The organism is Pseudomonas nitroreducens NBRC 12694 (assembly GCF_002091755.1).
Classification (GTDB): domain Bacteria; phylum Pseudomonadota; class Gammaproteobacteria; order Pseudomonadales; family Pseudomonadaceae; genus Pseudomonas; species Pseudomonas nitroreducens.
The window spans coordinates 71190-89643 of record NZ_BDAI01000010.1 but is presented as its reverse complement, the minus strand read 5'-3'; the positions used below and the strand labels follow the sequence as shown (position 1 = coordinate 89643).

At 64.8% G+C, this 18454-nt stretch carries 13 protein-coding genes; 6 read left to right on the top strand and 7 right to left on the bottom strand.

Translation table 11 applies throughout. From position 1 onward, the window contains the following. Window positions 1–19 precede the first annotated feature (19 nt). The 7 genes from PNI01S_RS21760 to gloB all read right to left on the bottom strand — a co-directional run bounded on the left by PNI01S_RS21760 (window position 20) and on the right by gloB (window position 10049). Window positions 20–1630 carry an ABC transporter ATP-binding protein gene (locus tag PNI01S_RS21760; protein ID WP_065084159.1) on the bottom strand — a complete coding sequence of 537 codons (1611 nt, stop codon included), beginning with the start codon at window positions 1628–1630 and terminating at the stop codon, window positions 20–22. Between the two features lies 1 nt (window position 1631). Continuing rightward, window positions 1632–2651, bottom strand: a complete 1020-nt coding sequence (locus tag PNI01S_RS21755) for an ABC transporter permease (protein WP_038803141.1) — start codon at window positions 2649–2651, stop codon at window positions 1632–1634. Window positions 2652–2655: 4 nt separating this feature from the next. Beyond that, window positions 2656–3738 (bottom strand): microcin C ABC transporter permease YejB, encoded by a 1083-nt coding sequence (locus tag PNI01S_RS21750; RefSeq protein WP_024763285.1) that lies wholly within the window; start codon window positions 3736–3738, stop codon window positions 2656–2658. Further along, window positions 3738–5603: an extracellular solute-binding protein gene (locus tag PNI01S_RS21745; protein WP_065084161.1), complete on the bottom strand. Its 1866-nt coding sequence runs from the start codon at window positions 5601–5603 to the stop codon at window positions 3738–3740. Before PNI01S_RS21745 ends, PNI01S_RS21750 begins: the two co-directional genes overlap by 1 nt. Beyond that, the gene (locus PNI01S_RS21740; protein WP_084359092.1) at window positions 5600–7429 is read right to left on the bottom strand and encodes an extracellular solute-binding protein; all 1830 of its coding nucleotides are present in this window, start codon (window positions 7427–7429) and stop codon (window positions 5600–5602) included. Before PNI01S_RS21740 ends, PNI01S_RS21745 begins: the two co-directional genes overlap by 4 nt. 117 nt (window positions 7430–7546) lie before the next feature. Next, window positions 7547–9175, bottom strand: a complete 1629-nt coding sequence (locus PNI01S_RS21735) for a LysM peptidoglycan-binding domain-containing protein (RefSeq protein WP_084359090.1) — start codon at window positions 9173–9175, stop codon at window positions 7547–7549. Between the two features lie 79 nt (window positions 9176–9254). Further along, entirely contained in the window at window positions 9255–10049 is a 795-nt protein-coding gene (gene gloB / locus PNI01S_RS21730) for a hydroxyacylglutathione hydrolase (RefSeq protein ID WP_084359088.1), read from the bottom strand. Window positions 10050–10138: 89 nt separating this feature from the next. Here gloB and PNI01S_RS21725 point away from each other — a divergent pair, with 89 nt between their 5' ends. The 6 genes from PNI01S_RS21725 (at window position 10139) to PNI01S_RS21700 (ending at window position 18448) form a co-directional block, all read left to right on the top strand. Continuing rightward, window positions 10139–10894 (top strand): class I SAM-dependent methyltransferase, encoded by a 756-nt coding sequence (locus PNI01S_RS21725; RefSeq protein WP_024763290.1) that lies wholly within the window; start codon window positions 10139–10141, stop codon window positions 10892–10894. An 11-nt stretch (window positions 10895–10905) separates the two neighbouring features. After that, window positions 10906–11349 (top strand): ribonuclease HI, encoded by a 444-nt coding sequence (gene rnhA, locus PNI01S_RS21720; RefSeq protein WP_024763291.1) that lies wholly within the window; start codon window positions 10906–10908, stop codon window positions 11347–11349. A 72-nt stretch (window positions 11350–11421) separates the two neighbouring features. Next, on the top strand, window positions 11422–12159 hold the full coding sequence (gene dnaQ, locus PNI01S_RS21715) for a DNA polymerase III subunit epsilon (RefSeq protein WP_037011876.1): 738 nt from the start codon (window positions 11422–11424) through the stop codon (window positions 12157–12159). 207 nt (window positions 12160–12366) lie between these two features. Next, window positions 12367–14619 (top strand): Orn/Lys/Arg family decarboxylase, encoded by a 2253-nt coding sequence (locus tag PNI01S_RS21710; protein ID WP_084359086.1) that lies wholly within the window; start codon window positions 12367–12369, stop codon window positions 14617–14619. A gap of 118 nt (window positions 14620–14737) precedes the next feature. Then, entirely contained in the window at window positions 14738–16912 is a 2175-nt protein-coding gene (locus PNI01S_RS21705) for a putative bifunctional diguanylate cyclase/phosphodiesterase (RefSeq protein ID WP_240157937.1), read from the top strand. Between the two features lie 192 nt (window positions 16913–17104). Further along, entirely contained in the window at window positions 17105–18448 is a 1344-nt protein-coding gene (locus PNI01S_RS21700; RefSeq protein ID WP_024763294.1) for an amino acid permease, read from the top strand. Window positions 18449–18454: the final 6 nt, after the last annotated feature.

The following is an 18454-nucleotide window of genomic DNA, read 5'->3' as shown; positions in this document are numbered from 1 at the left end:
ACTCCTTGATCATGTGAGGTCAGGTCGGTGCCGGGACCATGAAGGCTGCTTCCAGCAGTTGCTGTGTGTACGCATGCTGCGGCGCGGCGAAGACATCCTCGGCCATGCCCTGTTCGACCACCTTGCCATGGCGGATCACCATCAACTGGTGGCTGAGGGCTTTCACTACAGCCAGGTCGTGGCTGATGAACAGGTAGGTCAGGTTGTACTTGGCCTGCAGGCCGCGCAGCAGCTCGACAACCTGGCGCTGCACGGTGCGGTCCAGTGCCGAGGTCGGTTCGTCCAGCAGGATCAGCGCTGGCTTGAGCACCAGCGCTCGGGCAATGGCGATGCGCTGCCGCTGGCCTCCGGAGAACTCGTGGGGGTAACGGTGCCGGGTGTCCGGGTCGAGCCCGACTTCCCTGAGCGCTTCGATGATCGCCTGCTCGCGTTCCTCGGCCGTGCCCATGCCATGGATCTCCAGGCCTTCGCCGACGATCTGGCCCACCGACATGCGCGGGCTGAGGCTGCCGAACGGATCCTGGAAGACTACCTGCATCTCGCGACGCAGGGGCCTGACTTCCGCCTGGTTCATGCCTTCGATGGCCTGGCCCTCGAAGCGGATGCCGCCCTGGCTGTTGATCAGGCGCAGGATGGCCAGGCCGAGGGTCGACTTGCCTGAGCCGCTCTCGCCGACGATGCCCAGGGTCTGACCACGCGGCAGGCTGAAGTCGATGCCGTCCACGGCCTTGACGTGATCGACGGTCTTGCGGAACACGCCTTTCTTGATCGGGAACCACACGCGCAGGTCGTCGACCTCCAGCAAGGGCGCTCCTGGCTCGTTCTGTGCGGGGGTGCCACTGGGCTCGGCTCCGAGCAATTCGCGCGTGTAGGGGTGCTGGGGGGCCTCGAAGAGGGCTTCGCAATCCGCTTGCTCGACAATGCAGCCGCGCTGCATCACGCAGACGCGGTGGGCGATGCGCCGCACCAGGTTGAGATCGTGGGTGATCAGCAGCATGGCCATGCCCAGCCGTTGCTGCAGGTCGCGCAGCAGGTCAAGGATCTTCAGCTGCACGGTGACGTCCAGTGCCGTGGTCGGTTCGTCGGCGATCAGCAGTTCTGGCTCGCAGGCCAGGGCCATGGCGATCATCACCCGCTGGCGCTGGCCGCCGGAGAGTTCGTGCGGATAGGCCTTGAGGCGGCTGGCCGGGTTGGGGATGCCCACCAGCTCCAGCAGCTCCAGCGTGCGCGCGCGTGCCTGGACGCCGTTCATGCCCTTGTGCAGGGCCAAGACTTCACCGATCTGCTTCTCGATGCTGTGCAGCGGGTTCAGCGAGGTCATGGGTTCCTGGAACACCATGGCGATGCGGTTGCCGCGGATACCCCGAAGTTTGCGCTCGGGCAGCTTGAGCAGGTCCTTGCCGGCGTAATGGATGCTGCCCGAAGGATGGCTGGCGGTGGGGTAGGGCAGCAGGCGCAGGATCGAGTGCGCGGTCACCGATTTGCCGGAGCCGCTTTCGCCCACCAGTGCCAGGGTTTCGCCCTTGCGGATGTCGAAGCTGATGTGTTCCACCGCGCGCACCTGCTCGTCGCCGCAGAGGAAATCGACGGACAGGTCGCGGACTTCGATGAGGTTCTCGTTCTGGTTCATCTCACTTCCTCGGGTCGAAGGCATCGCGGGCGGCTTCGCCGATGAACACCAGCAGGCTCAGCATCACGGCCAGCACCACGAAGGCGGTGATGCCCAGCCAGGGCGCCTGCAGGTTGGACTTGCCCTGGGCGACCAGCTCGCCCAGCGACGGCGCGCCGGCGGGCAGGCCGAAGCCGAGGAAGTCCAGGGAGGTCAGGGTGCCGATCGCGCCAGTGAGGATGAAGGGCATGAAGGTCAGGGTGGAGATCATCGCGTTGGGCAGGATGTGGCGGAACATGATCGCCCCGTTGCGCATGCCCAGGGCGCGCGCGGCGCGCACGTACTCGAGGTTGCGGCCACGGAGAAACTCGGCGCGGACCACGTCCACCAGGCTCATCCAGGAAAACAGCAGCATGATTCCCAGCAGCCACCAGAACCCAGGCTGCACGAAGCTGGCGAGGATAATCAGCAGATAGAGCACCGGCAGACCCGACCAGATTTCCAGGAAGCGCTGGCCGAGAAGGTCGATCCAGCCGCCATAGAAGCCCTGCAGCGCACCCACGACGACGCCGACGATGGAACTGAGCACGGTGAGAATCAGGGCGAATAGCACCGATACGCGGAAGCCGTAGATTACCCGCGCCATGACATCGCGGGCCTGGTCGTCGGTACCCAGCCAGTTCTCCGCACTGGGAGACGAAGGCGCCGGCACGCGCAGGTCGTAGTTGATGGTGTCGTAGCTGTAGGCGATCGGCGGCCAGAGTATCCAGCCGTCCTTCTGCGCGATCTGCTCGCGCATGTACGGGCTCTTGTAGTTGGCTTCCATGGGGAACTCGCCGCCGAAGGCGGTTTCCGGGTAGCGCTTGACCACCGGGAAGTACCACTGGCCGTCGTAGTGGATCGCCAGGGGCTTGTCGTTGGCGATCAGCTCGGCGCCCAGGCTGAGGATGAACAGCGTGAGGAACAGCCAGAGCGACCACCAGCCACGCTTGTTGGCCTTGAAGCGCGCCCAGCGGCGCAGATTGATGGGAGATAGGCGCATCGGATTACTCCCGGTTCTCGAAGTCGATGCGCGGATCGACCAGCGTGTAGAGGACGTCGCTGACCAGCTTCATGATCAGGCCGAACAGGGTGAAGATGAACAGCGTACCGAACACCACCGGGTAGTCGCGGTTCAGCGCCGCCTCGAAGCTGAGCAGGCCCAGGCCGTCGAGGGAGAAGATCACCTCGATCAGCAGCGAGCCGGTGAAGAAGATGCCCAGCAGGGCCGAGGGCAGGCCGGCGATGATCAGCAGCATGGCGTTGCGGAACACGTGGCCGTAGAGCACGCGGCGCTCGGTCAGGCCCTTGGCGCGGGCGGTGACCACGTACTGCTTGCCGATCTCGTCGAGGAAGCTGTTCTTGGTCAGCAGGGTGATGGTGGCGAAGTTGCCGATCACCAGCGCGGTGATGGGCAGCGCCAGGTGCCAGAAGTAGTCGCGGACCTTGCCGGCCCAGGTCAGCTCGTCGAAGTTGTTGGAGGTCAGCCCTCGCAAGGGGAACCAGTCCCAGTAGCTGCCGCCGGCGAACAGCACTACCAGCAGGATGGCGAAGAGGAAGGCGGGGATCGCGTAGCCGACGATGATCGCCGAGCTGGTCCAGACGTCGAAATGGCTGCCGTGGCGCACCGCCTTGGCGATGCCCAGCGGGATCGACACCAGATACATGATCAGTGTGCTCCAAAGCCCCAGGGAGATGGAGACGGGCAGCTTCTCGACGATCAGGTCGGTGACCTTGGCATCGCGGAAGAAACTCTGGCCGAAGTCCAGGTGCACGTAGTTCTTGAGCATGATCCAGAAGCGTTCGGGTGCCGGCTTGTCAAAGCCGTACATCTTCTCGATTTCCTTCACCAGCTCCGGGTCCAGGCCCTGGGCGCCGCGATAGTGCGTGCCTGCCGCAGCAACTTCCCCGCCGCCACCGGAGATGCGTCCGGTGGCGCCGCCGCTGGCGGCATCGAAACCTTCCAGCTTGGCGATCATCTGCTCCACCGGGCCGCCGGGGGCGGCCTGGATGATGATGAAGTTGATCAACAGGATGCCGAACAGGGTGGGAATGATCAGCAGCAGGCGCCGCAGGATGTAGGCCAGCATCAGTTGGCCCCTTGGGCGACGGCGCCGTCAGCTGGCGCTTCGGCTGCAGCCTTGGCGGCGGTCTTGGTCGGCTCGGCCTTCTCGCGGGCCTGCCACCAGGTTTGCAGCGCATAGCTGTAGGGCGGCAGCTTCTCCGGGTGGGCGATGCGGTTCCAGTAGGCGATGCGCCAGTTGCCCAGGTACCAGTTGGGCACCACGTAGTGGCCCCAGAGCAGCGCGCGATCGAGGGCGCGGGCGTGGCGCACCAGGCTTTCGCGGGAGCCGGCGTTGATCAGGCCTTCCACCAGCGCGTCGATGCCCGGATCGCGCAGGCCGATGAAGTTGCGGCTGCCCGGCTTGTCGGCGCTGCTGGAGTGCCAGAACTCCCGCTGCTCATTGCCCGGCGAGCTGGATTGCGGCCAACTGCTGACGATCATGTCGTAGTCCCGCGAGCGCAGGCGGTTGATGTATTGCGAGACGTCGACCCGGCGCAGTTGCATGTCGATGCCCAGCTCCGCGAGGTTGCGCTTGAAAGGCAGCAGTACGCGCTCGAAGTCGGCCTGGGCGAGCATGAATTCGAAGCTCAGCTGCTTGCCGTCCGGGCCGACCATCTTGTCGTTCTCGATCTTGTAGCCAGCCTCCAGCAGCAACTGGTAGGCCTTGCGCTTCTGCTCGCGGATGATGCCGCTGCCGTCGCTGGTGGGCGGCACGTAGACCTGGGTGAAGACCTGCGGTGGCAGCTTGTCGCGCAGCGGTTCGAGGATTTTCAGCTCTTCCGCGTCAGGCAACTCCTTGGCGGCCATCTCGGAGTTCTCGAAGTAGCTGCCGTCGCGCAGGTAGGAGCCGAAGAACAGCTGCTTGTTGGTCCACTCGAAGTCGAACAGGTTGGTGATCGCTTCGCGCACGCGCGGGTCCTGGAACACCGGGCGGCGGATGTTGAAGGCGTAGGCCTGCATGCCCCACGGATTTCCGTTCACCGGCTCCTCGCGGACGATGCGGCCGTCACGCACGGCGGGCGAATCGTAGGCGGTCGCCCAGTTCTTCGCGATGCGCTCGTCGTTGAAGTCGAATTGCCCGGCCTTGAAGGCTTCCAGGGCGACGGTCAGATCGCGGTAGGACTCCACCACCACGGCGTCGAAGTTGTTGAAGCCGCGGTTCACCGGCAGCTTGTCGCCCCACCAGTCCTTGACCCGCTCGTAGCGGATCGAACGGCCGGCCTCGACCTTGGCGATGCGGTACGGTCCGCTGCCCAGCGGCGGTTCCATGTTGGTCTTGTTGAAGTCGCGGCTGGCCCACCAGTGCTTGGGCAGGATCGACAGCTGGCCAAGGATCAGCGGCAGTTCGCGGTTGTCGCCGTGCTTGAAGTCGAAGCGCACGCGCAGCTTGTCCTCGGCCACCACCTTGTCGACGTCCGCGTAGTAGTTGCGGTACATCGGGTCGCCGTCCTTCATCAGCGTCTCGAAGGTGAACACCACGTCTTCGGCGGTGACCGGCGTGCCATCCTGGAAGCGCGCCTGGGGACGCAGGTAGAAGCGTACGAAGCGATGCTCCGGGTCCTTCTCGATCTTCTCGGCGAGCAGGCCGTACTCGGTGAAGGGCTCGTCGAGTGAGTGGAAGGTGAGGGTGTCGTAGATCAGGTTGATCTGCGGCGCCGAGTTGCCCTTGGCGATGAAGGGGTTGAGGCTGTCGAAGCCGCCGAAGTCGGAGAGACGCAGCGTGCCGCCCTTGGGCGCATCGGCATTGACGAAGTCGAAATGCTTGAAGTTCGCCGGGTATTTCGGTGCCTCGTCATACAGGGTGATGGCGTGCTGCGGCGCTGCCTGCGCGCTGCCCAGCAGTCCCAGCAACAGGCCGGCGCAGAGCGCGGCGCGGCGGGGGCTTTTCATAGGGTGTTCTCCTGGTCTTTTTGCCACCACGCGCGCAAGCCCAAGGTGTAGGACGGCGTGGTGACGAAGGCGAAGCGGTTGCGGTACGCCAGTCGATGCTTGTTCAGGTACCAGTTGGGAATGCTGTAGTGCTGCCACAGCAGTACCCTGTCCAGCGCGCGGGCGGCGGCCTCCTGCTGGTCGCGGTCAGGGGCGCCCAGCAGTTTTTCGAGCATCGCGTCCACCACGGGATCGGCGATGCCCGCATAGTTCTTGCTGCCCTTGACCGCCACCTGGCTGGAGTGGAAGTACTGCCATTGTTCGAGGCCGGGGCTGAGGGTCTGGGGCAGGGTCATCAGAATCATGTCGTAGTCGAACTGGTCCAGACGCTGTTTGTACTGGGCGCGGTCCACGGTGCGCAAGCTCGCATCGATACCGATGCTGGCTAGATTCTCGCGATAGGGCTGGAGTATCCGCTCCAGGCTGGGATTGACCAGCAGGATTTCGAAGCGCAGCTGTTTGCCGTTGGCGTCCAGCAGGCGATCGCCGGAGAGCTTCCAGCCGGCTTCGCCCAATAGACCCAATGCGTGGCGCAGGGTTTCCCGCGGGATGCCGGCGCCCTTGGTCACCGGCACGCTGAAGGGGCGCTTGAATAGAGCTTCAGGCAGTTGCTGGCGATACGGAGAAAGCAGCAGCCACTCCTTGCCTTGGGGCGCCCCGGTGGCGGCGAAGGTGCTGTTGGGGTAGTAGCTGCTGGCGCGTACGTAGGCGTCGTTGAACAGGGCGCGGTTGGTCCACTCGAAGTCGAACATCATCCCCAGCGCTTCGCGCAGGCGGCGGTCGGCGAAGGTCGCCCGGCGGGTGTTGAGGAACAGAGCCTGGGTCTGGGTGGGGATCTGGTGGGGGATTTCCACCTTTACGACCTCGCCCCGGCGCACCGCCGGGAAGCGGTAGTTGCTGCGCCAGTTCTTCGCCTGGTGCTCGATGTAGATGTCGAACTCACCGGCCTTGAAGGCTTCGAAGGCGATACCGGCGTCGCGGTAGAAGTCCACCTCGACGCGGTCGAAATTGTACTTGCCACGGTTCACCGGCAGGTTCGCCCCCCACCAATCCTTGACCCGCTCGAACACCAGGCGACGTCCCGGCACCACCTCGGTGATCCGATACGGGCCGCTGCCCAGCGGTGGCTCGAAGGTGGTGGCCTGGAAGTCGCGACCTTTCCAGTAGTGTTGCGGCAGCACCGGCATCTCGCCCAGGCGCAGGATCAGCAACGGGTTGTTGTGGCGCTTGAAGACGAAGCGGATGCTCCGAGCAGAAAGGATGTCGACCCGCTGCACTTCCTGCAGGTTGGTGCGGTACATCGGGTGGCCGTGTTTGAGCAGGGTGCGGTAGGAAAATGCAACGTCGTAGGCAGTGATCGGCTTGCCGTCGTGGAAGCGTGCTTCCGGGCGCAGGTTGAACACCACCCAGCTGCGGTCCTCGGCGTATTCCACGCTGCGGGCGATCAGGCCGTAGCTGGAGGCGGGCTCGTCACCGGAGGGGTCATACAGGCCGGTACCGACCATCAGCGGCTCGTTCAGCTCGCTGACGCCGTACTGCAGGAAGTCCGCGGTGCTCACCGGCGGGCTGCCCTTGAAGGTATAGGGGTTGAGTGTGTCGAAGGTGCCCAGGCCCATCAGCCGCAGCAGGCCGCCCTTGGGGGCGTTGGGATTGACCCAGGCGAAGTGGTCGAAACTGGCCGGGTATTTGAGGTCGCCGAATTGCGCGTACCCGTGGCTTTCGGTGATCTGGGCGGAGGCGGGGACGCCCAGGAAGAGTCCCAGGAGCAGGAGAGACAAGCGACGCATCAGGCGTAGGATCCGATCCTGGCTGGCTGAGGGGTAATTGCGTCGTACAGTAGCAGCTTGTCCCTGTCGCCAGAAGTCATGCAGCCGGGGCATGCAGGCCCCGGCGCAGAAGTGGGATCAGCGGCTCGCGGTGTCGAGGTACAGCGTGATGGTCTGGCCAGGCTTAAGAGCCTTGCCACTGCGTGGGTTCCAGCGCTTGATGTGCTGCATCTCGACGTTGAAGCGCTTGGCGATCAGGTACATCGAGTCGCCTTGCTTGACCTTGTAGTAGGTCGCGGTGTCCTGCTTGGCCTTGGCCTTGGCTTTGCTGTTAGCCGCCAGTTGGGTGGCGGCGGGGCTCTGCAGCTTGAGGGTCTGGCCGGGTTTTACGCCGTGGCTGTCCAGTCCGTTCCAGCGCTTGAGGTCGGCCACGTCGACGCCGTTTTTCTTGGCGATCTGCCAGAGTGTGTCGCCATTCTTCACGGTGTAGCTGCGGGTGGCGACACGCGCGCTGGCGGTGGTCTTCGAGCTTTCCACCTGAGCCAACTGGCGCGGGCTTTCCGGCTCGATGACCGGGCGGCCCGGCTGGCCGGGGATCACCAGGGTCTGGCCGTTGCGCAGGCGGTTGGCGCTCAGGCGGTTGGCTGCCTTGAGTTCGGCGACGCTCAGGCGGTAGCGCTGGGCGATGCTGTGCAGGCTGTCGCCCTTGCGTACCCGGTAGCGGCTACCGGAGCTGGTTGCCACGGTTGCCGCCAGCGGCTTGAGTTCGACAGGCTGCAAGTTGGCGACGCCAGCCTTGAGCGAGTCGGCCTTGTTCAGCGGCACCAGTAGGTGGTGCGGGCCGTCGAGAGTCACACCGCGCTTGAAGGCTGGGTTGAGCTGCTGCAGTTCGTCCTGGTCCAGGTCGGCGACGGCGGCGACCTGGGAGAGATCCAGGCCCGGCTTGACGCGGATCGAGGTGAAGTAGGGCTGGTTGGCGATGGGGCTGAGGTTGATGCCGTAGATGGTCGGGGCATTCACCAGTTGCGACAGGGCCAGCAGCTTGGGCACGTAGTCCTGGGTTTCCTGCGGCAACGGCAGGTTCCAGTAGTCGGTGGGCAGGCCGAGGCGCTCGTTGCGCTCGATCGCCCGGCTGACGGTACCTTCGCCGGCGTTGTAGGCGGCCAGGGCGAGCAGCCAGTCGCCATTGAACATGTCATGCAGACGGTTCAGGTAGGTGAGCGCGGCGTTGGTCGACGCGGTGATATCGCGGCGGCCGTCGTAGAAGTTGGTCTGGCGCAGGTTGAAGTGCGTGCCGGTACTGGGGATGAACTGCCACAGGCCCACGGCCTGGGCGCGCGACACGGCCATCGGGTTGTACGAGCTCTCGATCATCGGCAGCAGCGCGAGCTCCAGTGGCATGTCGCGCTCTTCCAGGCGCTCGACGACGTAGTGCATATACGGTGCGCCGCGCTCGCTGGCGTTCTCCAGGAACGACTGGTTGCTCATGAACCACAGGCGCTGACGCTCGATACGCGGGTTGGTGTTGAGCTGGTCCTGCAGCTGGAAACCGCCACGCATGCGTTCCCAGATATCGTTCTGGGACGCCGTCCAGGCAGGATTGAACTGCACATCGACGGCGCGGGATGCGTTGCGGATCGGGCCGTTGCTGGCTACTTGGCTGGTCGACTGGCACCCAGCCAGGCCCGCGGCGAGAAGGACAATAGAGACTCGGATGGCTCGTGCCAATGCGTCTAGATCGGAGGTATTTCTGGTCTTGGGCGGCATTGGTTGATGACTTTGTCCGGGGCAAAAATTTCGGCGATTCTAGAAACCGAGCCTGCCCTGGTCAAGATTTCGCCAGGCCTCAGAACTGGTCCTTCCAGCGGCGAATGGTCGCAAAGACCTCTTCCGGCGTGCGGATTTGCTGGCCATTCCGCTCGTCGGCCATTTTCTTAACGGATGTTTCTGACACGCGAAGGAAAGGATTCGTCGCCCTCTCCAGGTCAATGGAAGAAGGCAGGCTGATCTTCCCCTGTTCGCGCCAGCGGCTGACTTCTTCGAAGCGCGCCAGGACGACCGGGTTTTCCGGCTCCACCGCACAAGCGAAGCGCAGGTTACTCAAGGTGTATTCGTGGGCGCAGTACACAGCAGTGTGGCCGGGCAGGGCGGCCAGCCGGCTCAGCGAGGCATGCATCTGGGCCGGCGTGCCTTCGAACAGGCGGCCGCAGCCCGCCGCGAACAGGGTGTCGCCGCAGAACAGCAGCGGCTGCTCTTCTTCCTCGATGCTGTCTGCTGCATGGAAAAAGGCGATGTGGCCCAGGGTATGGCCGGGTACGTGGATGACCTCGAAATCCAGTCCGAGCACCTCCACATGGTCGCCGTCCACCAGCGCCACGTCGCGCCCTGGAATCTTCTCCCCTGCAGGCCCCAGCACGCGGGCGCCGGTCTCGGACTTCAGGCGGGCAACGCCACCGACATGATCGGCATGGTGATGGGTAATCACGATGTCGGTCAGCTTCCAGCCAGGATGGGCCAGCAGCCATTGCTCGACCGGTGCGGCATCACCCGGATCGACCACGGCGCATTCGCGGCGGGTCACATCCTGCAACAGCCAGAGGTAGTTGTCGGAAAAGGCGGGCAGGGCATCTATCTGTATCATGGGTCGAAAGTCGCCAAGTGGTGGGCATTGGCGCATAGTAGTGCGGATACGCACTTTTGTGTCGCGCTGTGCCACAGGGGGACGTGATGATCGAAGAACCCTTCGCCCAGGCCGATGCCGACTGGCTGGAGCTGATCGACCAGGCTCGCCATTGGCTGTCCGGGCCGATTGGCGGAATGATGCTCGCCGAAGAGCAGCAGTTGCTGATCGACGAACTGGAGCGCTATTTCGGCGGTTACCTGGTCCATTACGGGCCGCATGCGGAGTTGCCGGCCAGCGTCGGCAACATCCAGCGCGGCGTGCGCCTCGGGCCGCCGCTGCCCGGCGTGGAGATCGCCTGCGACGAAGCGGCCTGGCCGCTGGGCGAGCACGCCGCGGACGTGGTGCTGCTGCAGCATGGCCTGGATTTCTGCCTGTCGCCGCACCGTTTATTGCGTGAAGCGGCGCGCAGCGTGCGTCCCGGAGGGCACCTGCTGGTGGTCGGGGTGAATCCCCGGAGCGCCTGGGGTATTCGCCACTACTTCGCTCGTGATGCCTTGCGCCGCGCCCGCTGCATCTCGCCCGGTCGGGTCTGCGACTGGCTCAACCTGCTGGGCTTCGCGCTGGAGAAACGCCGCTTCGGGTGTTATCGTCCGCCGCTTGCATCGGCGAAATGGCAGGGCCGTCTGGCCCGCATGGAAACCTGGGGCCCCGTGCTGCAGGGCTCCGGCGCCGGCTTCTATCTATTGGTGGCGCGCAAGCTGGTGGTCGGTCTGCGGCCCCTGCGTCAGCCCCGTCGTGAACCGCGCGGCCAACTGGTGCCGCTGCCGGTGGCCAAGGTCAGTCGTCGCGATTCCGAGTCCTGAAAGCGAGCCAAATGAGCGAAGAGAAAGTCGAGATCTACACCGACGGCGCCTGCAAGGGCAACCCGGGGCCGGGTGGCTGGGGCGCCGTGCTGTTCTACAAGGGTGCCGAGCGCGAGTTGTGGGGCGGCGAGGCCGAAACCACCAACAACCGCATGGAACTGATGGCCGCCATCATGGCCCTCGCCGCGCTCAAGCGGCATTGCGACGTGCGCATCGTCACCGATTCGCAGTACGTCATGCAGGGCATCACCGAGTGGATGGTCAATTGGAAGAAGCGTGGCTGGAAGACTGCCGCCAAGCAGCCGGTGAAGAATGCCGACCTGTGGCAGGCGCTGGACGAGCAGGTGAACCGGCATACTGTCGAATGGCGCTGGGTGCGCGGCCACACCGGCCATCCCGGCAACGAGCGTGCCGACATGCTCGCCAACCGCGGCGTGAGCGAACTGCCGCGCTAAGCGTCCCGCTATCAGCATCAAGCTCGCCCGGATCAGCCCGGGCGAATCAACCGCAAGAAGGTTTCTCACAGAATGCGCAGCGTCGTACTCGATACTGAAACGACCGGTATGCCGGTCACCGACGGCCACCGGATCATCGAGATCGGTTGCGTCGAACTCGAAGGCCGCCGCCTGACTGGCCGGCACTTCCACGTCTACCTGCAGCCCGACCGCGAGATCGACGAGGGCGCCATCGCCGTCCACGGCATCACCAACGAGTACGTCAAGGACATGCCGCGCTTCCGCGAGGTGGCCAATGACTTCTTCGAGTTCATCAATGGCGCGCAGCTGATCATCCACAATGCGGCGTTCGACGTTGGCTTCATCAACAACGAGTTTGCCCTGATCGGTCAGAGCGAGCGCGCCGAAGTCGCCGACTACTGCTCTATCCTCGACACCTTGCTGATGGCCCGCGAGCGCCATCCGGGCCAGCGCAACAACCTCGATGCGCTGTGCAAGCGCTATGGCGTCGACAACTCCGGCCGTGATTTGCACGGCGCGCTGCTCGATGCCGAGATTCTGGCCGACGTCTACCTGGCAATGACCGGTGGCCAGACCAGCCTGTCGCTGGCGGGCAATGGCGCCGAAGGTGACGGCAGCGGGCGCGCCACGGCCACGGCGATTCGCCGCCTGGCGGCCGAACGTGGGTTGACCCGGGTGATCCGCGCCACCGATGCCGAAATCGAGGCGCATGTCGCGCGCCTGGCGGTGATCGAGAAGTCCGCTGGCGGCCCGTCGCTGTGGGCGCAGATGGAAGCACCGAAGGAGTGATCCTCCGCGTTGACCGAGAAAAGGCCCCTGAACAGGGGCCTTTTCATTTCTGTGGGCGCTAGCCAGAGCAAATCGCTCGAGGTGAGCGTTCCTGTCAGCCACGCGACGTTTTCGTACAGCCGTCAGTCCAGCGCATTCCCCTACATTCCGTGAGTCCATACTCTGAAGAGGATCGACGCCAGTCGTACGTCTTTTCAGGGGTTCACAATGTACAAAGACCTGAAGTTCCCCATCCTCATCGTTCACCGCGACATCAAGGCCGATACCGTGGCCGGCGACCGGGTGAGGGATATCGCGCGGGAGCTGGAGCAGGACGGCTTCAGCATCCTCTCCACTGCGAGCTCCGCGGAGGGGCGCATCGTCGCCTCCACCCACCATGGTCTCGCCTGCATCCTGGTTGCCGCCGAGGGGGCGGGGGAGAACCAGCGGTTGCTGCAGGACGTGGTGGAGCTGATCCGCATGGCGCGGGTGCGCGCGCCGCAGCTGCCGATCTTCGCCCTGGGCGAGCAGATGACCATCGAGAATGCGCCGGCCGAGTCCATGGCCGACCTGCACCAGTTGCGCGGCATCCTTTATCTGTTCGAAGACACCGTGCCGTTCCTCGCGCGCCAGGTCAGCCGTGCGGCGCGCAAATACCTGGAAGGCCTGTTGCCGCCGTTCTTCCGCGCGCTGGTGGAGCACACCGCGCAGTCCAACTATTCCTGGCACACGCCCGGCCATGGCGGTGGCGTGGCCTATCGCAAGAGCCCGGTGGGGCAGGCCTTTCACCAGTTCTTCGGCGAGAACACCCTGCGGTCGGACCTCTCGGTCTCAGTGCCCGAACTGGGCTCGCTGCTCGATCACACCGGCCCGCTCGCCGAGGCGGAGGCCCGCGCCGCGCGCAATTTCGGCGCCGACCACACTTTCTTCGTGATCAACGGCACCTCCACGGCGAACAAGATCGTCTGGCATTCCATGGTCTGTCGCGATGACCTGGTGCTGGTCGACCGCAACTGCCACAAGTCGATTCTCCACTCGATCATCATGACCGGCGCCATCCCGCTGTACCTGACGCCGGAGCGCAACGAGCTGGGCATCATCGGGCCGATCCCGTTGTCCGAGTTCAGCCGCGAATCCATCGCCGCGAAGATAGAGGCCAGCCCGCTGGCGCGTGGCCGCGAGCCGAAAGTGCGGTTGGCGGTGGTCACCAATTCCACCTATGACGGCCTCTGCTACAACGCGCAGATGATCAAGCAGGCCCTGGGCGACAGCGTCGAAGTACTGCATTTCGACGAAGCCTGGTACGCCTACGCGGCGTTCCATGAGTTCTACGGCGGCCGCTACGGCATGGGCACCCGCCGCGATGACAGCGGCCCGCTGGTGTTCACCACTCACTCCACGCACAAGATGCTCGCGGCGTTCAGCCAGGCCTCGATGATCCACGTGCAGGACGCAGGCTCCCGGCGCTTCGAACAGGCGCGCTTCAACGAAGCCTTCATGATGCACATCTCCACCTCGCCGCAGTACGGCATCATCGCCTCGCTGGATGTGGCCTCGGCAATGATGGAGGGCCCGGCGGGGCGTTCGCTGATCCAGGAGACTTTCGACGAGGCCCTGAGCTTCCGCCGGGCGCTGGCCAACGTGCAGCAGAACCTCGCCGAGGACGACTGGTGGTTCTGCGTCTGGCAGCCGCCGGGTGTCGAGGGGACCGACGAGGTGAAGACCCGCGACTGGGTGCTGGAGCCCAATGCCGACTGGCACGGTTTCGGCGACGCGGTGGAAGATTACGTCCTGCTCGACCCGATCAAGGTGACCCTGGCCACACCGGGCCTGACCGCTGGCGGCCGGCTGGATTCGCGGGGAATTCCCGCCGCGGTAGTCAGCCGCTTCCTCTGGGAGCGTGGGCTGGTGGTGGAGAAGACCGGGCTGTATTCCTTCCTCGTACTCTTCTCCATGGGCGTGACCAAGGGCAAATGGAGCACCCTGGTCACCGAGCTGCTGGAGTTCAAGCGCAGCTACGATGCCAACCAGCCGCTGGCGGATGCCCTGCCCAGCGTCGCCCAGGCCGGCGGCGCGCGGTATGCAGGTATGGGCCTGCGCGACCTGTGCGATGAACTGCACCGCTGTTATCGCGACCACGCCACGGCGAAGGCGATGAAGCGCATGTACACGGTGCTCCCGGAGATCGCCATACGCCCGGCCGACGCATACGCGCAACTGGTGCGCGGCGAGGTCGAGGCGGTACCTATCGATCGGTTGGAGGGGCGCGTTGCCGCGGTGATGCTGGTGCCTTATCCGCCAGGAATCCCGCTGATCATGCCGGGCGAACGGTTCACCGAATCCACCCGTTCCATACTCGATTACCTGGCCTTCGCCCAGAGTTTCGAGCGCAACTTCCCCGGCTTCGATTCGGACGTCCATGGCCTGCAGGTCCGCGAGGTAGACGGGCAGAAGCGTTACACCGTGGAGTGCTGCAAATGACCGTCCGGCTTCTGATAGAAGTGACATACATCACTGTATGAAAAGTGGAACTATTCTTGTGCGCACCGGTAAAGGGAGAACTTGAGGAAAAAGGGAGGTTTCCCCTATGCGCTGTCCCATGACGTTGCCGAATGAGAGTGAGCGCCTGAGCGCACTCGCCGACTATGGATTCGACGACGAAAGCCTGCTGCCCAGCCTGGACCCGGTGGTGCAGATTGCGGTCCGCATGTTCGGCATGCCCGTTGCGGCGGTGAACATGATCGGCAGTGACCATGTGTTCTTCGCCGCCGCCACAGGCATCGGCGAGGTGGACATGGGGCGCGACGTATCCTTCTGCGCCCATGCCATCGCCCAGGACGGGGTGATGGTGGTGGGCGACGCCAGCCGCGACGAGCGCTTCCAGGACAATCCGCTGGTGACCGCGCCCAATGGCGTGCGCTTCTATGCCGGCGTGCCGCTGCTTTCAGTGGAAGGGCAGGCGCTGGGGGCTCTCTGCATCATCGACAGCAGGCCCCACGAGGACTTTTCCGGTGAGGACCGCGAACGCCTGGTCGAGCTGGCGCGCATGGCGTCGGACCGGCTCGAGTTGCGGCGCATCGAAGTCGCCTCGTCGCGCACCCGGCCATTGTTCGAGGAATACGCCGGTACCTCACCCACGCCCGTGGTGTGGTTCGACTGCTGGGGTGAGATCGGCGCCTGGAACGAGGCGGCGGCCAACCTGTTCGGTTACGACCTGGTCGAAGGCAGCGGGCAGGCTTTCGAGCTGCTGTTACCTGAGCGTGAGCGTCCGTCATTCCGCGCGCTGATCAGCGGGGCCAGCGATGCCACTTCGCTGGATGGCGTGGCCGTGCCGGGGGAAATCACCGGTGTGCGCAAGGACGGTTCCGAGCTGTCCCTGGGCCTGACGCTGTTCAGTTGGTCGGAGAAGGGCAAGCTCAAGTTCGAGGCCGTACTCAAGGATCTCACCGCCCGCCATCAGGAGGAAGAAGCGCTGCGCCAACTGGCCAGCGTCGACGTGCTCACCGGATTGGCCAACCGTGGCCAGTTCTATCGCCGAACCGAGGAACTGCTGGTGCAGTCGCGGCCGGCGACGGTGCTGATGATCGATCTGGATGGTTTCAAGGACGTCAACGACTCCCTTGGCCATGCGGTCGGTGACGGCATCCTGCGGCAAGTGGCCGAACGGCTGGAGCGTCTGGCAACCGACGGCGCCACGGTCGCGCGAATCGGTGGCGACGAGTTCGCCATCCTCGAGCCCAACCTGCTTTCGCCGGAACACGCCATGCGTTTCGCCCAGGCCGTGATCGCCAGCATCGCCGAGCCGATCCTCATCGATGCCCATGAAATCCATGTTGCCGCCAGTTGTGGCGTGGCGCTGGCGCCGCTGCATGCCCAGGAAGCGCTGGAGCTGGTCGGTGACGCCGACCTGGCCTTGTTCAAGGCCAAGATCAGCGGGCGCAGCCATGCCTTCGTGTTCGTCCCGGCGCTGAAGATGGAGGCAGCGGCGCGGCACCTTTACGGCATGGAGCTGCACCGCGCGGTGGCCAATGGGGAGTTCCTGCTGTTCTACCAGCCCCAGGTCAGTCTGCGCGACGGCTCGCTGCGCGGCGCCGAAGCGCTGATCCGCTGGCAGCATCCGCAGCGCGGCCTGCTGTCGCCGGCGGCTTTCCTGCCGTCGCTGGAAGGCGGGCCGCTGGCGGCCATCGTCGGCGCCTGGATCCTGGACGAGGCCTGCGCCCAGGCGGCCTACTGGCGGCGCAACGGTGCGCCGGACCTGCGCATGGGCGTCAACCTGTTCGGCGCACAGTTTCGCATGGGCAACCTGGTCACCCAGGTGCTGGAGGCGCTGGAGCGTCATGGCCTGCCGGCCGAGGCGCTGGAGCTGGAAATTACCGAGAACATCGTGCTCAACCACGACGACAGCGTGCTCAGCACCCTGCAGAGCCTGCGCTCCTATGGGGTCGGCATCGCCTTCGACGATTTCGGCACCGGCTACGCATCGCTCAGCCTGCTCAAGACCTATCCGCTCTCGCGGATCAAGATCGACCGCAGCTTCGTCAACGGCATGCTGGAAACCCAGCAGGACTTTTCGGTGATCCGTGCCATCCTCGACATGGCGCGCAGTTTCGACCTGGAAACCATCGCCGAAGGCATCGAGACCACCGCGCAGCGCGACCGCCTGCGTGCCGAGCGCTGCAATGAAGGGCAGGGCTACCTGTTCGCCAAGCCGATGCCAGCGCTGCAGTTCGAGCAGCTGTACGGCCTTGGCGGGCGCCAGGTCGGCCGGGCCTGAGCGACGGATTTTCTGCAGCGACATTGACCTTACGGGGCGAAACCGTTCGAAACGGGCGGTGTCGCCTCGCAAATCGGTTTCCTCCTTTGCCCGGCGCTGTCTACCCTGTAGGACAGATCGCCGCTCTGCGTCTTCGCAAGGGGCAGGGCAACAAAATGAAAAGTACGGGTCGCGGGCTTCTAAGGAGCGCAGATGGCGGAAGCGAAAAAGGGCAGCATGGGGTTCTGGAGCTGCACTGCGCTGGTGGTCGGCAACATGGTCGGGTCTGGGGTATTCCTGCTGCCGTCGAGCCTGGCGGCGTTCGGCGGGCTCAGTCTGTTCGGCTGGCTGGTATCGAGCACCGGGGCGGTGATCCTGGCGTTTACCTTTGCCCGGCTCGCCCGGCTCAACCCCGGTGCGGGCGGCCCCTATGCCTACACCCGTGACGGCTTCGGCAGCTTTGCCGGCTACCTGTGTGCCTGGACCTACTGGAAAGCCGCATGGATCGGCAACGCCGCCATTGCCGTCACGCTGGTGGGCTACCTGCGGGTGTTCATTCCGGCGCTGGCCGATCCGCTGCTGATGGTCGCCACGGCCATTGGAGCGATCTGGCTGTGCACCCTGATCAACCTGCGCGGCATCACCGCCTTCGCCGTGGTGCAGAACTGCCTGACCGCGCTCAAGCTGATTCCGCTGCTGCTGGTCGGCATTCTTGGCTGGTTCCACTTCAATCCGGATTACCTGACTATCCCGGCGCCGAGCGAACTGCCGAACATGGGGTATGCCCAGGCCATCGCCACCACGGCGGCGCTGACGCTCTGGTCGTTCATCGGCCTGGAGTCGGCAACCGTGCCGGCGGACGATGTGCGGGACCCGAAGAAGACCATCCCCCGCGCCACACTGTTCGGCACCCTGGCGGCCGCCTCGGTGTACATCCTCTCGATCACCGCCGTGCAGGGCCTGATGCCGCCGGAGGTACTGGCCAAGTCCACGTCGCCGTTCGCCGATGCCGCGCGCATCCTGCTGGGCAACTGGGGTTACTACCTGGTCGCGGGCGGTGCGGTGATCGCCTGCCTGGGCGCGCTCAATGGCTGGGTGCTGCTGCAGGGCCAGATTCCGGTGGCGCCGGCCCGTGACGGGCTGTTCCCCGAGTCCCTGGGCAAACTCAACAAGAACGGCGCGCCGGCCAATGGGCTGCTTTCTTCCGGGCTGCTGGTGACGGCACTGGTGATGGTCGATGGTCACGGCGAGCTGGTGGAGGTGTTCAACGTCATCATCCTGCTCGGCACCATGACCGGTGTCGTGCCCTACGCCTTCTGCACCGCGGCGCTGCTGCAGCTGCTGGCGACCAAGCCGGAATCCTTCTCTCCACGCTCGCGCCCGCAGGTGCTGGCCATCGGTTGCCTGGGCTTCCTCTATTCGCTGTGGGCGCTCTATGGCACCGGCGAACAGGCGATCTTCTGGGGCTTCCTGGTGTTCATGGCGGGCATCCCGATGTACACCTGGCGGCAGTACCGCAATCGCGCCCAGGGTTTACCGGTGGCGGCTGGCGACTGATTGTCG

Bases quoted from the DNA above. Each gene is read 5' to 3' on its own strand.
- PNI01S_RS21705 (WP_240157937.1), top strand. From the start codon at position 14,738: ATGACGTTGCCGAATGAGAGTGAGCGCCTGAGCGCACTCGCCGACTAT.
- rnhA (WP_024763291.1), top strand. From the start codon at position 10,906: ATGAGCGAAGAGAAAGTCGAGATCTACACCGACGGCGCCTGCAAGGGC.
- dnaQ (WP_037011876.1), top strand. From the start codon at position 11,422: ATGCGCAGCGTCGTACTCGATACTGAAACGACCGGTATGCCGGTCACC.
- PNI01S_RS21740 (WP_084359092.1), bottom strand. From the start codon at position 7,429: ATGCGTCGCTTGTCTCTCCTGCTCCTGGGACTCTTCCTGGGCGTCCCC.
- PNI01S_RS21750 (WP_024763285.1), bottom strand. From the start codon at position 3,738: ATGCTGGCCTACATCCTGCGGCGCCTGCTGCTGATCATTCCCACCCTG.
- PNI01S_RS21710 (WP_084359086.1), top strand. From the start codon at position 12,367: ATGTACAAAGACCTGAAGTTCCCCATCCTCATCGTTCACCGCGACATC.
- PNI01S_RS21735 (WP_084359090.1), bottom strand. From the start codon at position 9,175: ATGCCGCCCAAGACCAGAAATACCTCCGATCTAGACGCATTGGCACGA.
- gloB (WP_084359088.1), bottom strand. From the start codon at position 10,049: ATGATACAGATAGATGCCCTGCCCGCCTTTTCCGACAACTACCTCTGG.
- PNI01S_RS21700 (WP_024763294.1), top strand. From the start codon at position 17,105: ATGGCGGAAGCGAAAAAGGGCAGCATGGGGTTCTGGAGCTGCACTGCG.
- PNI01S_RS21755 (WP_038803141.1), bottom strand. From the start codon at position 2,651: ATGCGCCTATCTCCCATCAATCTGCGCCGCTGGGCGCGCTTCAAGGCC.
- PNI01S_RS21745 (WP_065084161.1), bottom strand. From the start codon at position 5,603: ATGAAAAGCCCCCGCCGCGCCGCGCTCTGCGCCGGCCTGTTGCTGGGA.
- PNI01S_RS21760 (WP_065084159.1), bottom strand. From the start codon at position 1,630: ATGAACCAGAACGAGAACCTCATCGAAGTCCGCGACCTGTCCGTCGAT.